Here is a 14,187-nt window from a genome sequence, read left to right as displayed (position 1 = left end):
CGCTGGACCTCCCGCGGCGGGCGGCTAGAGTGCCGCCCGTTCCAGGGGGGAAGCATCCATGCGCACCGTTCTCGCCGCCGCCGCGGCGGCCATCGCTCTCGTCGCCGCCCAGCCCGCTGCCGCCCAGGCGCCGCAGGGCGTCGTGGTGGTGCACGCGGGCCAGTTGCTCGCGCGTCCGGGCCAGCCGCCACGCGGGCCCTCCACGCTGGTGATCCGCGGCGGCAAGGTGGAGGCGGTGCGCGACGGCCATCTCGACCCGGCTGCGGTCGGCGCGGCGGGCGCACGCGTCGTCGACCTGCGCGACCAGTTCGTCCTGCCCGGGCTGATCGACATGCACGTCCACATCTTCAACGACGACGACAAGATGCGCGCGCGGATCGAGGGCCCGAACCGGGACATCGAGGACAACTTGGTCATCGGGATCGACAACGCTCGCCGCACCCTGGAGGCCGGCTTCACCACGGTCCGCGACCTCGGCAGCGACATCCGCAGCGTGACGGCCCTCCGCGACGGCATCAACAACGGGCTGATCTCCGGCCCGACCATCGTTCCGGCCGGCCGCGCCATCGCCATCACCTCCGGCCACGCCGACCCCGCCAACAACCTCAACCGCGACCTGGCCGCGGTCGCCCGGTCGCAGGCCGAGAACGTCTGCAACGGACCCGAGGACTGCCGCCGCGCCGTGCGCAGCCAGATCAGCCAGGGCGCCGAAGTGATCAAGTTCACCGCCACCGGCGGGGTGAATTCCAACGTCGCCGGCGGGCTTGGCCGGCAGATGTTCGACGACGAGATGAAGGCGATCGTCGACACGGCCCACATGTTCGGCCGCAAGGTGGCCGCCCACGCGCACGGCACGGACGGCATCGCCGCCGCGCTGGCCGCCGGCGTGGATTCCATCGAGCACGGCACCTTCGGCACGAAGGACACCGACGCGCTGTTCAAGAGGACCGGCGCCTGGTTCGTGCCGACCATGGTCGCGCCGCAGGCGGCGCTCGCCCAGGCCCGCGCCGGCGCCCGCTCCCGCAACACGCTCGAGAAGGCCGAGATCGCCGCCAAGGCGGCCATGGACAATCACCGGCGCGCGGTGGCCGCCGGGGTGAAGATCGCGTTCGGCACGGACACGGGCGTCTCCACCCATGGGGAGAACGCCAAGGAGTTCGCCCTGATGGTCCAGGTGGGCATGACGCCGGCCCAGGCGATCAAGGCCGCCACCGTCGACGCCGCAGAGCTGCTCGGCCGGTCCGAGACCCTGGGCAGCCTGGAGGCCGGCAAGGACGCCGACCTGATCGCCGTGGCGAAGAGCCCGCTGGCCGACGTGACCGAGCTCGAGCGCCCGACCTTCGTCATGCGCCGTGGCGTCGTCCACAAGCTGGCGGGCCAGCGCCAGCCGTTCCCGCCGGAAGGACGACCTTAGCCGGAGGCGCGGCCGGCGGGGTCAGCGTTTCGAGCGCCAGGCGTCGATGCTGGGCTGGCCGGCCTCACCCGGGGCGGCGACCTGATCAATGAGGGCGAGGCCGATCTCGTTGGCGGACTCGATTTCGTTCCGGTTCGGGAGCCCCTGGCGCAGTTCGAAGAGGTAGTCGCCGCGGCGCATGACGTACATGGTCTGCAGCACGTCCTCCTTGTCGACCCACCACCGCCCGGCGATCACCGGGCTGTCCCGTCCCGTGGGCAGCTTGGAGAACCTGCGGGTTACGCCGAACGCCTCCTCCTCCTGCCGGATCCGCTCGGCGACATAGGCCTTGTCCTTGGCCTTGTCGGGCATGAAGGTCACGTCCAGCACGGTCCAGCTCTCGTCCGTCGACCAGGCGCAGGCCAGGTCCAGCGCCTCGTCCCGGACGTCCAGAACCTGGACGCGGATGCGCTGGAAGGCCCCATGGGCGCTACGGCAGGCGAACCCTGAGCCGCGCAACACCCAGTCACCGCCGCCGGTTTCCGTCACCAGCCGGCCATCGGGTGCGAAGAGGCTGGCGGGCGCAGACACGGTGATGCTGGCCGGTCGGAACAGTTCGGCGCGCGCGCCCGCCGCCGTGTCCAGCAGCAGGGACACGGCCCCGCCCTCCTCGGTGTAGGCGGCGATGGCCTCGGCGTCGCCTTCCAGGGCGGCGGCGATGTCGTCGGCGAGCAGCGCGGCGGCGGGCGGGCCGTCGTAGACCTTGTACAGGAACATCGGGTCGTGGCCTGTCTGGCTCACCAGATAGTAGGCGTGGGGCGTCGTGGCCTCCGGCAGGCCCCGGCGTGTCCGGCTCCAGGCTTCAGCATCGGACGGCGATGGGCCCCGGACGAGGAACCAGCCGTCGCGCCGTCCAGCGGCGACGGCCATCCGCGGCGGCGCGCTGCCTGCGCCGGAGACCAGCGTCCAGACCGCGTCACCGGCGGCGAACCGCGCCACCGGGCAGCGGCCGGCCGTCTTCAGGTCGGTCTCGGACCAGCCCTGGCCAGTGGGATCGCGGAGGGCGAGGAACAGGCCCGCCATCAGGCCCGAGCGGCTCGCCGCATCGAGCGGCGCCTTGAACGCCAGGGCCTTGCCCGTGGCGGCGAGCGGCGTCCCGCAATTGGCTGGCGGAAGCGCCTGGAACATGCGCCCGCTCTGGGCCGTCGCCGGCGGTGCGGCGGCGAACGTCATGGCGAATGCGGCGAGGAGGGCGCGCGTCAGCATGCGAAGAGCTCCGATTCCGAAGCTCAGCCGTAGCACGCTTGACGGGGAGAACAAAACCGGAATAAGAACGAACCCGGAACGATCAACCGGCTGTCCACAGGACGCCCACAGCAGGAACGTCGCACATGGTTCGTCTGGCCCGGGAATCACTGGCTTTTGCCTCTGTCGCCAGCTTTGTCTGGATGATGTGCGCTGTGGCGGCTCACGTGGGGTGACGCCATGAGCCGGATGGGGGAGAGGGCCGGGTTGAGCGAAGAGGGTCTAGGCTTCGTCCACCTGCGGGTCCGCTCCGCCTATTCGCTGCTCGAAGGGGCCATCAAGGCCGACAAGATCGGCGCGATGGCCAAGGACCACGGCATGCCCGCCGTGGCGCTCTGCGACCGGGCCAACCTGTTTGGGGCCCTGGAGTTCTCGGTGGCCACCAAGGGCGCCGGCGTCCAGCCGATCATCGCGTGCGCCCTGCCGGTCTCCGGGATCGGCGAACGCCCGCCGGAGCGCTGGGCCAAGACGCCCACCGTCGTGCTGATCGCCCAAAGCGAGAAGGGGTACCTGAACCTCTGCGAGCTCTCTTCCATCGCCTACGTGGAGAACGATGGGACCGAGGAGCCGCACGTGCCCTGGTCGCGCGTCGCGGAGCATTCCGAGGGACTGCTGCTGCTCTCCGGCGGCCCGGACGGGCCGGTCGACCACCTGATGGCCTCCGGCAAGAAGGTCGCGGAGGGGCGCGCGGCGCTCCGCGAGATGAAGCGGGTCTTCGGCGACCGCTTCTATGTGGAACTGCAGCGCCACGGCACGCCGGGCGAGGCCGCGGCGGAGGGTGAACTGGTCGCCTTCGCCTATGACGAGGACGTGCCGCTCGTCGCCACCAACGACTGCTATTTTGGCAAGGCGGCCATGTACACGGCGCACGATGCGCTGCTCTGCATCGCCGACGGCAGCTTCATCGGCCAGGACGAGCGGCGGCGGATCACGCCCGAGCACTGGTTCAAGCCGGCGGCCGAGATGCGGACCCTGTTCGCCGATCTGCCGGAGGCTTGCGACAACACCCTCGACATCGCCCGGCGCTGCGCCTTCATGGTGCACAAGCGCGATCCGCTGCTGCCGCGCTTCCCGACCGAGGGCGGCCGCTCCGAAGCCGAGGAACTGGCCCACCAGGCCCGCGAGGGGCTGAAGCTTCGCATGTCGCGCGGCGAAGCCAACTCCGCCCCGGCGGAGGAGTACGAGGCGAGGCTCGAGCGGGAGATCGGGGTCATCACCCAGATGGGGTTCCCCGGCTACTTCCTGATCGTGTCGGACTTCATCAAGTGGGCGAAGGCGCACGAGATCCCCGTGGGGCCGGGGCGGGGCTCGGGGGCCGGCTCCCTGGTCGCCTATGCGCTCACCATCACCAACCTCGACCCGCTGCGCTACGGCCTTCTGTTCGAGCGCTTCCTGAACCCGGAGCGGGTCTCGATGCCCGACTTCGACATCGACTTCTGCCAGGAGCGGCGGGAGGAGGTGATCAACTACGTCCAGCAGCGCTACGGCCGTGACCGGGTGGCCCAGATCATCACCTTCGGCACCCTGCAGGCCCGCGCCGTGCTGCGCGATGTCGGCCGGGTGCTGCAGCTCCCCCTCGGCCAGGTCGACCGGCTGGCCAAGATGGTGCCGGCCAACCCGGCCAACCCGGTGACGCTGGCGCAGGCCATCGACATCGAGCCCAGGCTGAAGGAGGCGCGCCGGGACGACGAGGGCGTGGCCCGCCTGCTCGACATCGCCCTCCAGCTCGAGGGCCTCTACCGCAACGCCTCGACCCACGCCGCCGGCGTGGTGATCGGCGACCGGCCGCTCACCGAGCTGACCCCGCTCTACCGCGATCCGCGTTCCGAACTGCCGGCCACACAGTTCAACATGAAGTGGGTGGAAAGCGCGGGCCTGGTGAAGTTCGACTTCCTGGGCCTGAAGACGCTCACCGTCATCGACCGGGCGCTGAAGTACATGGAGAAGCGCGGGGCGCGCGTGGACATGGCCGCCCTGCCGCTCGACGACGCCAAGACCTACGAGCTGATGAGCAACGCCCAGACGGTGGGGGTCTTCCAGCTCGAAGGGCAGGGGATGCGCGACACCCTTCGCCAGCTCCGTCCGAACTCCATCGAGGACGTGACCGCCATCGGCGCGCTGTACCGCCCGGGGCCGATGGACAACATCCCGGCCTTCGTGGACTGCAAGTTCGGCCGCAAGCCGATCGACACCCTGCACCCGACGCTGGCGCCGGTGCTGAACGAGACCTACGGCATCATCGTCTACCAGGAACAGGTGATGCAGATCGCCCAGATCCTGGCGGGCTACAGCCTTGGCGAAGCCGACCTCCTGCGCCGCGCCATGGGCAAGAAGAAGAAGGAGGAGATGGACGCGCAGCGGGCGCGCTTCGTCGACGGGGCCGAGAAGAACGGCATCCCGCCGGCCCAGTCCGGCGCCATCTTCGACCTGGTGGACAAGTTCGCCGGCTACGGCTTCAACAAGTCCCACGCGGCCGCCTACGCCTTCATCAGCTACCAGACCGCCTGGCTCAAGGCGAACGCGCCCGTCGAGTTCTTCGCCGCCTCGATGAGCCTCGACATCGCCAACACCGACAAGCTGTCGGTGTTCTACCAGGACGCCAAGCGGTTCGGCGTGAAGATCTGCCCTCCGGACATCAACCGCTCGGCGGCGGACTTCGAGGTGGAGGACGGGGAGGTGCTCTACGCCCTCGGCGCCATCCGCAACGTCGGCCTCCAGGCCATGCAGCACGTGGTGGAGATCCGCCGCGAGGGCGGCCCGTTCCGCGACATCTTCGACTTCGTCGAGCGGGTGGACCCGAAGCTGGTCAACAAGCGCACCTTCGAGACCATGGCCCGAGCTGGCGCGTTCGACAGCATCCATCCGAACCGCGCCCAGCTCGTGGAGGCGGCGGACCTGCTGATCGGCTTCTCCCAGAGCGTGGCCAGCCAGCGCGCCTCGGACCAGGCCGTGCTGTTCGGCGACGCCACCGACCACCTGGCCGCCGCCCAGAAGAAGAAGATGCCGAAGCGCGAGCCCTGGACGCCGACCGAGCGCCTGGACGAGGAGCTGGCGGCCATCGGCTTCTATCTCTCCGGCCACCCGCTGGAAGACATGGTCGAGGCCCTCCGCCGCAAGCGCACCGACCTCTACACCGAGGCCGTGGCCAAGGCGCTGGGCGGGGCCGAGGCCCTGCGGATGGCCGGCATCGTCCGCCGCAAGCTGGAGAAGCCCGGGCGCACGGGCGAGAAGTTCGCCTTCGTGACGCTCTCCGATCCCACCGGCGAATACGAGGTGCTTTTCCCGCCCGAGACGCTGCGCCGCTGCCGCGATTTCCTGGAGCCTGGCAAGGCGGTGTCGATCCGTGTCCGCGCCAAGGCGAGCGAGGGCGAGGTCCGCTTCTTCGGCGACGACGCCGTTCCCGTGGAGAAGGCGATCGAGAACGCCGTCGCCGGCCTGCGCGTCCACGTGGCGCCCCGCAGCGCCGAGATCGAGGCCCTGAAGAAGCGCCTGGAGGGGGTCACCGATCCCCGCGGTGGCGAGATCCTGCTGGTGGCCGGCCTCGGCCAGGGTCGCGAGGTGGAGCTGAAGCTTCCCGGCCGCTTCACTCTGAACGGGGCGGTGCGCGGGGCGCTCAAGACCGCGCCCGGCGTGGTGTTCGTGGAGGATCTGTAGAGGAGGGAGCCATGCGTCTCGCGCATCTCGCCGTCGACCTGGCGATCGCCGTCGCCGGGCCCGCCCTCGCGCAGGGCGGCTTCAACCCGGGCCGGAAGCCCGGCGGTTACGGGACCTTCTCGCCCGGCGGCCCGAGGACGGCGCCGAAAGCCGACTTCGGCCTGCCCAGGCCGCCGGCGCCGCCGACCTCCGCGGCCAAGGCCCCCACGACCGCGCCGTCTTCCCCGGCGTTCAAGCCTCACGAACCCTGGAAGTCCGACGCCCCGACCAGCCTTTTCGGTCCGGACGGCAAGCCCAAGAAGAAGTAGACGGCGAGCCGCCGGGTGCCGCGCGCCGCCCCGTCTTGATTTTCCGGCGCTTTCACCCTACATGCGCCGCTCCAATCCACACGCAGGTGTGCGGCCCGGTCGGGGAGACATCCCGTCCTGTCCGTTCCGGTCCTCTTCGGAGGGTTTGCCTGCGGCGGTCCAACCGGAAGAAAGAGAAGACACAGACGATGGCTCTGCCTGAATTTTCCATGCGCCAACTGCTCGAGTCGGGCGCGCACTTCGGCCACCAGACGCACCGCTGGAACCCGAAGATGGAGCGCTACATCTTCGGCAGCCGCTCCAACATCCACATCATCGACCTGTCGCAGACCATCCCGCTGCTGCACCAGGCCCTGGTGAAGGTCCGCGAAGTCGCCGCGTCCGGCGGCCGGATCCTGTTCGTCGGCACCAAGCGCCAGGCGTCGGACCCGATCGCCACGGCCGCGCGGCGCTGCGCCCAGTACTACGTGAACCACCGCTGGCTGGGCGGCACGCTCACCAACTGGCGCACCGTCTCGGGCTCGATCCAGCGCCTGCGTGAGCTGGAAGGCCTCGTCGAGGGCGAAGGCCAGGGCCGCTCCAAGAAGGAGCTGCTGACGCTCACCCGCGAGAAGGACAAGCTCGAGCTGAGCCTGGGCGGCATCAAGGACATGGGCGGCATCCCCGACCTGATGTTCGTGATCGACACCAACAAGGAAGCGATCGCGATCCAGGAAGCCCGGAAGCTGAACATCCCGGTGATCGCCATCCTCGACACCAACTGCAATCCGGACGGCATCACCTATCCGATCCCGGGCAACGACGACGCGGCCCGCGCCATCCAGCTCTACTGCGACCTGATGGCCGACGCGATCCTCGACGGCCTGGCGGCCGGCCAGGCCGCCTCGGGCGTCGATCTCGGCGCCTCCGAAGCCCCCGTCGAGCCGGCCCTGGCTCGTGAGCTGGCTCCGGAAGCCGCTGAAGCTCCGGCCGCCGAGGCCGGCGCCGAAGCCGCGCCCGAGCAGCAGTAAGAACGTCGCCCGGGCGCAGTCCCTGCGCCCGACCGACACAAGACCTTGATGGCGGGCCTCCATTCTGGGGGCCCGTCGGATTTCAACCTGAAGGAGCTGACCATGGCGGAGATCACCGCTGCGCTGGTCAAGGACCTGCGCGAAAAGTCCGGCGCGGGCATGATGGACTGCAAGAAGGCGCTGCAGGAGAACGGCGGCGACCTCGAAGCGTCCATGGACTGGCTGCGCACCAAGGGCCTCTCGAAGGCCGCCAAGAAGTCCGACCGCGCCGCGGCCGAGGGCCTCGTGGCCGGCCTGGTCAGCGATCACGGCCGCAAGGGCGTGCTCATCGAGCTGAACGCCGAGACCGATTTCGTGGCCAAGAACGACAAGTTCCAGGCCGCGGCCCGCAACATCGCGGCCACCGCGATCGCGCTGAACACGCTCGACCAGATCCATGACGCGAAGACCGCCGACGGCGAAGTCATCAGCGACATGATCACGAACCTGATCGCGACCATCGGCGAGAACATGCGCCTGCGCCGCACCGCCAAGCTCGAGGTCGAGCAGGGCGCCGTCGCCATGTACCTGCACAATGTGCAGGGCGAAGGGGTGGCGCGCCTGGGCGTGCTCGTGGCTCTGGAAAGCACCGGCGACGCCGACAAGCTGAAGGAAGTGGGCCGTCGCATCGCCATGCACGTGGCCGGCACGCCGACCCCGCCGCTGGCGCTGAACTCCGACGAGCTCGATCCGGCGGTCGTGGCGAAGGAGCGCGAGATCCAGACCCAGACGGCGATGGAATCGGGCAAGCCGCGCGAGATCGCCGAGAAGATGGTCGAGGGCCGCATCCGCAAGTGGCAGGAGGAAGTCGTCCTCCTGAAGCAACCCTTCGTGATGAACCCCGACCAGACCATCGAGCAACTGGTCGCCGAGACCGCCAAGGAAGTCGGCGCGCCGGTGACGGTGAAGGGCTTCGTGCGCTTCGCCCTGGGCGAAGGCGTGGAGAAGGCTCCGGAAGCCGACTTCGCCGCCGAAGTCGCCTCGATGACCGGCCAGGCCTAACAGCCTTACGACAAAACAAGGGCGCGGCCGCGTCGACGCGGTTCGCGCCCTTGGTATATCTACTTCCCCGCTTTCGTACCGGATCGCCCATGCCCGACGTCCAGCCGCGCTACAAACGTGTCCTGCTCAAGGTTTCGGGCGAGGCCCTGATGGGCGACCAGCCCTTCGGCATCGACACGGGCGTGCTGGACCGCACGGCGGAGGACATCGCCGAGGTGGTGAAGTCCGGCGTCGAGCTCTGCCTGGTGATCGGCGGGGGCAACATCTTCCGCGGCGTCTCGCTCGCCGGCCGGGGCATGGAGCGGGCGAGCGCCGACTACATGGGCATGCTGGCGACGGTGATGAACGCGCTGGCCATGCAGGGCGCGCTGGAGAAGATCGGGGTCTACACGCGGGTCCAGTCGGCCATTCCCATGGAGGCGATCTGCGAGCCCTACATCCGCCGACGCGCGCTCCGGCATCTGGAGAAGGGCCGGGTGGTGATCTTCGCCGCTGGCGTCGGTGCGCCGTTCTTCACCACGGATACGGGCGCGGCGCTGCGCGCGGCCGAGATGGGCTGCGACGCGCTGTTCAAGGGCACGAGCGTCGACGGCGTCTACACGGCCGATCCGAAGAAGGACGCCACCGCCCAGCGCTACGAGACCCTGGACTACCAGGAGGTGCTGGCGAAGGATCTGCGCGTCATGGACGCTTCGGCCACCAGCCTCATGCGCGACAACCAGATCCCGATCGTGGTGTTCTCCATCCGCGAACGGGGAAATTTCCTGAAGGTGCTGAAGGGCGAGGGGGTCTATACGACCATCGCCTGAGCGCCGCTTGAGTCACAGGTTCGAGAGACGGGAGACACGTCCATGGCCACCACGGAAAAGCCGGTTCTGTCCAAGTACAGGGATCGGATGGACAAGGCCGTCGCGGCCCTGAAGGAGGAGTTCGGCGGCCTGCGCACCGGGCGCGCCTCGGCCAGCCTGCTGGATACGGTGCACGTGGAGGCCTACGGCTCCTCGATGCCGCTCAACCAGGTCGCCGCCGTGAGCGTCCCGGAAGCCCGCATGCTGTCGGTGAACGTCTGGGACCGCGGCATGGTCGTGTCCGTGGAGAAGGCGATCCGCTCCGCCGGGTTGGGCCTGAACCCCGTGGTCGACGGTCAGAACCTGCGCATCCCGATCCCGCCGCTGACCGAGGAGCGCCGCAAGGAACTCGCCAAGGTGGCCGGCAAGTACGCCGAACAGCAGAAGATCGCCGTCCGCAACGTGCGCCGCGACGCCAACGACGACCTGAAGAAGGCCGAGAAGGACGGGGCGATCAACCAGGACGAGCAGAAGCGCATGGAAGGCGAGGTGCAGAAGATGACCGACGAGGCCATCAAGCGCATCGACGAGGCCTTGAAGACCAAGGAACAAGAGATCATGCAGGTCTAAGGACCTGCCCGTCCGTTCCCGCCGTCCAGGAACCCAGCCGCATGGCCGCCCAGAAGAAGCCCCGCTCCGAGGGCGCGCCCGACGAGGGCGCGGCGGCCCCGCTGCACGTGGCGATCGTCATGGACGGCAACGGCCGGTGGGCGAAGAAGCGCGGCCTGCCGCGCACGCTGGGCCACCGCGCCGGGGTCGACGCGCTGAAGCGCACGGTTTCGGCCGCGGCCGAACTGAACGTGCGCTGGCTGACCGTGTTCGGCTTCTCCACCGAGAACTGGAGCCGGCCGGCCTCGGAAGTCTCCGAGCTGATGGCCCTGCCGAAGCGCTACTTCGAGAGCGACATCGCGAGGCTCGAGCGCGAGGGCGTGCGGGTGCGGGTGATCGGCCGGCGCGAGGGATTGTCGGCCGAGCTGGTCCGGATCATCGAGGACGCCCAGGCGCGGACCGCCCACAACGACCGCTTCTTCCTCAACATCGCGTTCAACTACGGCGGCCAGGCCGACATCACCGAGGCGGCCCGGCGCTTCGCCGAAGAGGTGGCCGCGGGCCGCGCCCGCCCGTCGGACCTGACGGAGCAGGTGTTCGCCGGACACCTGGCCACGGCCGGCTCGCCGCCGCCCGACCTGATCATCCGCCCCTCCGGCGAGCAGCGGCTGTCGAACTTCCTCCTGTGGGAGGCCGCCTACGCCGAACTGGTCTTCCAGGACGTGCTGTGGCCGGACTACGGCCACGAGCACCTGAAGGCGGCGCTGGCCGCCTTCGGCGCCCGCGACCGGCGCTATGGGGCCCTCGCGGCCGATGACGTCCTTGCCGCCGGCTAGACGCTTCGACTGGTCCAACCTCGGCCTGCGCATCGCCTCGGCCGTGGTGCTCGTGCCGGGCGCGCTGTTCGCCACCTGGATCGGCGGCTGGGTCTTCCTCGTGGTCATCGCCGTGGCGGTGGCGCTGCTGTCCATCGAATGGGGCGGGATGAGCGCCCCCTACGCACCTGTGCGGGTGTCGCTGGCCGTGACCGTCGCGGTGCTGTCGGCCGTCTTCCTGGCGCACCAGGACCATTTCGGCCTCGCCTGGCTGGCCATGGTGGTGGGGGCGGCGGCCGCCGCCCTCGTGGCCCGCGGCGTCGCCGAGCGGCCGGCGGACGCGGCGTTCGGCGTGCTCTACATCGCACCCGCCTGCATCTGCCTCGTCTGGCTCCGGGATACCGACCACACCATGTCCGCCCAGGGCCACTGGTGGACGCTGATGCTGTTCGCGGTCACCTGGGCCGCCGACATCGGCGCCTTCGCAGTCGGCAGCACGCTGAAGGGCCCGAAGCTCTGGCCCCGGTTCTCGCCCAACAAGACCTGGTCCGGCTTCATCGGCGGCCTCGCGGCGGCCATGGCCACCGGCACGCTGATGTCGGCCTGGTCGGTCTTCCAGCTCAATCTCGCCGCTGCGGCCCTGATCGGTCTGCTCGTGGGCCTCGCCACCATGGCCGGCGACCTGTGGGAGTCGGCGATCAAGCGACGCTTCGGCGTGAAGGATTCCGGCGACCTGATCCCCGGCCACGGCGGCTTGCTCGATCGGGTGGACGGGCTGATGTTCGCCGTGGTGGTGATGTCGGCCGCCCGTCTCGTCAATCATTGGGGGTGGGGACATTGAGCCTGCCGCGCAAGGTCTCCGTCCTGGGCTCCACCGGCTCGATCGGCGTCTCGACGCTCGACCTGTTCGAGAAGGCCGGGGTGGAGGTGGAGGTCACCGCGCTTGCCGCCGGGCGCAACGCCGAGCGGTTGGCCGAGCAGGCCCGCCGGTGGCGGCCGAAGCTGGTGGTCATCCAGGACGAGGGCAAGCTGCCGGAACTGCGCGAGCGGCTGGCGGGCTCGGGCATCGAGACCGCGGCCGGCGCGGCCGCGGTGGCCGACGCGGCCGCCGCCGACGCTCAGTGGGTGATGTCGGCCATCGTCGGCTTCGCGGGGCTGGAGCCGACCCTCGCGGCCGCGAAGGCCGGCGCCGTGGTCGCGCTCGCCAACAAGGAGAGCCTGATCTGCGCCGGGCCGTCGCTGCTGCGCACCGCCAAGCTGGCGGGTGGCGTGGTGATCCCCGTGGACTCCGAGCATTCGGCCATCTTCCAGGTCTTCGACCCCGGCAACGCCCACAATGTCGACCGCCTGATCCTGACCGCCTCCGGCGGGCCGTTCCGCGGCTGGAGCCGCGAGCAGATGGCCCATGCGACGCCGGAGCAGGCGCTCGCCCATCCGAATTGGAACATGGGCGCCAAGATTTCGGTCGATTCCGCGACCATGATGAACAAGGGCCTTGAGGTCATCGAGGCCGCCTACCTGTTCTCCATGCCCGCGGAGCGCGTCGAGGTCTTGATTCACCCGCAATCGATCGTCCACAGCCTGGTGGAGTACCGGGACGGCTCGACCCTGGCGCAGCTCGGCCCGCCCGACATGCGCGCGCCGATCGCCTGCGCCTACGCCTGGCCCGACCGGCTGCCATGGCCGGCCCAGCGGCTGGACCTCGCCAGGGCCGGCCAGCTCACCTTCGAGGATCCCGACCTGGAGCGCTTCCCGGCGCTGCGGATCGCCAAGGAGGCGCTGGCAGCCGGCGGCCGTGCGCCGGCGGTGATGAACGCCGCCGACGAGATTGCCGTGGCCGCCTTCCTTGACCGGAAAATCCGCTTTCTCGATATTGCCGAGGTGGTTTCCGAGACCCTCGAGCGCATGGCGCGCGAGGATCTGGGAGCGGGCTCCGGCGACGCGCTGGAGGACGCGCGCGCGACGGATGCGGCGGCGCGACGGGTGGCGGACGAGGTGGTGTCCGGTCTAATGGCCCAGGCCTGATGGAGTCCCGATGATCGGCTTCCTGCAAAGCGCCCTGATCTACATCGTCCCGTTCCTCATTGTGCTGGGCGTGGTGGTCACGGTGCACGAGCTCGGCCACTTCCTGGCGGCGCGCTGGCTGGGCACCAAGATCGACCAGTTCTCCATCGGCTTCGGCAAGGCGGTGGCCCAGTGGCGGGACCGTCACGGCGTGCAGTGGCGCGTCGGCTGGCTGCCGCTCGGCGGCTACGTCCGGTTCGCGGGGGACGACAACGCCGCGAGCGTGCCGGACCGCGACGACCTCGACGCCCTGCGCCGGGACCTGGTGGCGCGGGAAGGGGAGGCGGCGCTCTCCCAGTACTTCCACTTCAAGCCGCTCTGGCAGCGGGCGGTGATCACCGCCGCGGGGCCGGTGGCCAACTTCCTCCTGGCGATCGTGATCTTCGCGGGCCTGCTGATGGTCCTGGGCGAACCGATCCAGTCCGCCCGGGTCGCCCGTGTGGAGCCGGGCACGCCGGCCGAGCGCGCCGGCCTGCGGCCGGGCGACCTGATCGTCGAGGCCGAGGGTCGACAGATCAAGACTCCGGATGCGGTCAAACAGCTCATCGTCCTGCGCAGCGGCATGCCCACCGACTTCACGGTGGAGCGCGGCGGCCGGGTGCTGCACCTGGTGGTGACGCCGGAGCGCGGAGCCGTGGTGGACAGCCTCGGCCGGACGCAGCGGCTGGGCCGAATCGGCATCGCCTTCGAGAACGCCGAGATCCGGTTCGACCGGCTGGGCCCGGTGGCGGCGGTGGCGGGCGGCCTCGAGCGCACCCAGGAGGTGGTCACCACGACCGTCTTCTACATCGGCCGCATGCTGTCCGGCCGGGAGACGGCGGAGCAGCTCTCCGGGCCGCTCGGCATGGCGCAGATCTCGGGCGAGCTCACCAAGCAGAACGTCGAGGTGTCGCACGACGTGGGCAGCTTCGCCCGCAACGGCTTCCTCACCATCCTGCTGCTGGTCGCCAACATCTCCGTGGGCATCGGATTCCTCAACCTGATGCCGATCCCCGTGCTCGACGGGGGACACCTGCTCTTCTATGCCTACGAGGCGGCCGCCCGCCGCCCACTTGCTGCCAAGGTTCAGGCGGCAGGGTACCGGGTGGGCCTTGCACTGGTGCTAGGATTGATGTTGTTCGCGACCTGGAACGATCTGCAGCGCCTGCGTGTGTTCAATCTCTTCGGCGGGCTATTCTCCTAGCCCTCCGGTTTTCCCAA

Annotated in this window: 13 protein-coding genes; 12 read left to right on the top strand and 1 reads right to left on the bottom strand. The window is 69.8% G+C overall.

Going from position 1 to position 14,187, the window contains the following annotated elements:
• The first annotated feature begins 58 nt into the window (after positions 1-58).
• On the top strand, positions 59-1,414 hold the full coding sequence (locus ACE3Q8_RS12470) for an amidohydrolase family protein (RefSeq protein ID WP_374470592.1): 1,356 nt from the start codon (positions 59-61) through the stop codon (positions 1,412-1,414).
• Between the two features lie 21 nt (positions 1,415-1,435).
• Here ACE3Q8_RS12470 and ACE3Q8_RS12465 read toward each other — a convergent pair whose 3' ends face one another.
• Positions 1,436-2,659, bottom strand: a complete 1,224-nt coding sequence (locus ACE3Q8_RS12465) for a hypothetical protein (RefSeq protein WP_374470591.1) — start codon at positions 2,657-2,659, stop codon at positions 1,436-1,438.
• 125 nt (positions 2,660-2,784) lie between these two features.
• On the opposite strand from ACE3Q8_RS12465, the gene sidA reads away from it, so the two are divergent.
• The 11 genes from sidA to ACE3Q8_RS12410 all read left to right on the top strand — a co-directional run bounded on the left by sidA (position 2,785) and on the right by ACE3Q8_RS12410 (position 14,170).
• Positions 2,785-2,874 (top strand): cell division inhibitor SidA, encoded by a 90-nt coding sequence (gene sidA, locus ACE3Q8_RS12460; RefSeq protein WP_257818091.1) that lies wholly within the window; start codon positions 2,785-2,787, stop codon positions 2,872-2,874.
• A gap of 31 nt (positions 2,875-2,905) precedes the next feature.
• Positions 2,906-6,352, top strand: coding sequence for a DNA polymerase III subunit alpha (dnaE, locus tag ACE3Q8_RS12455; protein ID WP_374470590.1), 3,447 nt, complete (start codon positions 2,906-2,908; stop codon positions 6,350-6,352).
• Between the two features lie 11 nt (positions 6,353-6,363).
• Positions 6,364-6,660 carry a hypothetical protein gene (locus tag ACE3Q8_RS12450; RefSeq protein ID WP_374470589.1) on the top strand — a complete coding sequence of 99 codons (297 nt, stop codon included), beginning with the start codon at positions 6,364-6,366 and terminating at the stop codon, positions 6,658-6,660.
• A 188-nt stretch (positions 6,661-6,848) separates the two neighbouring features.
• Positions 6,849-7,670: a 30S ribosomal protein S2 gene (gene rpsB, locus ACE3Q8_RS12445; protein ID WP_374470588.1), complete on the top strand. Its 822-nt coding sequence runs from the start codon at positions 6,849-6,851 to the stop codon at positions 7,668-7,670.
• Between the two features lie 102 nt (positions 7,671-7,772).
• Complete coding sequence (tsf, locus tag ACE3Q8_RS12440; protein WP_374470587.1) at positions 7,773-8,711, top strand: translation elongation factor Ts; 939 nt, start codon at positions 7,773-7,775, stop codon at positions 8,709-8,711.
• Between the two features lie 89 nt (positions 8,712-8,800).
• Positions 8,801-9,520, top strand: coding sequence for a UMP kinase (pyrH, locus tag ACE3Q8_RS12435; protein ID WP_374470586.1), 720 nt, complete (start codon positions 8,801-8,803; stop codon positions 9,518-9,520).
• A 42-nt stretch (positions 9,521-9,562) separates the two neighbouring features.
• Complete coding sequence (gene frr / locus ACE3Q8_RS12430) at positions 9,563-10,129, top strand: ribosome recycling factor (protein ID WP_374470585.1); 567 nt, start codon at positions 9,563-9,565, stop codon at positions 10,127-10,129.
• Positions 10,130-10,170: 41 nt separating this feature from the next.
• Positions 10,171-10,944: a polyprenyl diphosphate synthase gene (gene uppS, locus ACE3Q8_RS12425; protein WP_374470584.1), complete on the top strand. Its 774-nt coding sequence runs from the start codon at positions 10,171-10,173 to the stop codon at positions 10,942-10,944.
• The gene (locus ACE3Q8_RS12420; protein ID WP_374470583.1) at positions 10,922-11,764 is read left to right on the top strand and encodes a phosphatidate cytidylyltransferase; all 843 of its coding nucleotides are present in this window, start codon (positions 10,922-10,924) and stop codon (positions 11,762-11,764) included. Before uppS ends, ACE3Q8_RS12420 begins: the two co-directional genes overlap by 23 nt.
• A complete protein-coding gene (locus tag ACE3Q8_RS12415; protein WP_374470582.1) occupies positions 11,752-12,948 on the top strand; it encodes a 1-deoxy-D-xylulose-5-phosphate reductoisomerase in 1,197 nt (398 codons plus the stop codon). Before ACE3Q8_RS12420 ends, ACE3Q8_RS12415 begins: the two co-directional genes overlap by 13 nt.
• Before the next feature lie 10 nt (positions 12,949-12,958).
• On the top strand, positions 12,959-14,170 hold the full coding sequence (locus ACE3Q8_RS12410; protein WP_374470581.1) for an RIP metalloprotease: 1,212 nt from the start codon (positions 12,959-12,961) through the stop codon (positions 14,168-14,170).
• Positions 14,171-14,187 lie beyond the last annotated feature (17 nt).

Origin of the sequence: Phenylobacterium sp. (assembly GCF_041913825.1) — a bacterium.
In the GTDB taxonomy this organism is placed as follows: Bacteria; Pseudomonadota; Alphaproteobacteria; order Caulobacterales; family Caulobacteraceae; genus Phenylobacterium.
The sequence above is the reverse complement of the archived record's forward strand: the minus strand, read 5'-3'. Positions and strand labels throughout refer to the sequence as shown.